This window comes from Oleiphilus sp. HI0123 (assembly GCF_001635315.1).
The window spans coordinates 1-405 of record NZ_LWGE01000920.1 but is presented as its reverse complement, the minus strand read 5'-3'; the positions used below and the strand labels follow the sequence as shown (position 1 = coordinate 405).

1 protein-coding gene is annotated in these 405 nt (G+C 42.2%); it reads right to left on the bottom strand.

Annotated elements, in window-relative coordinates; all coding sequences use genetic code 11:
- On the bottom strand, positions 1–389 hold a 389-nt coding region (locus A3761_RS07920), incomplete at its 3' end, for a phosphate-starvation-inducible PsiE family protein (protein WP_068750080.1).
- Positions 390–405 lie beyond the last annotated feature (16 nt).

The window sequence follows — 405 nt, the reverse complement described above, 5'->3', positions numbered from 1 at the left end:
CTCATCGCGAAGACTAGTACTGCGGTGGCATAAACATACTCTGGTTGAACCTCTTTGTAATCCAGAATAATCACCTTTCGCGCTACCGCCATTAGGGCAGTAGCCATCACAATCTTTACATGAATCACATCATCACGTAGATAGACGGTAATATTGATAAGGATCTCAATGGCAATCAAGACTGCCATGAACGCCCCAAACGTTGCCAACATATCAGAGATAGTGAGTATAAACAGCGGCGGTGTTATGAGCTTTTGATACAGTGTCCAGCCAACATCAATAACGCCCATCACAATAACGACAGCCATCAATATTGAGAGTAACCGGACGCAGTACCGAACCAAGACATAAATACGAGAAATCAAAATACTTTCAGTGTCATTTTTCATCTTAAGTGTCCTATCT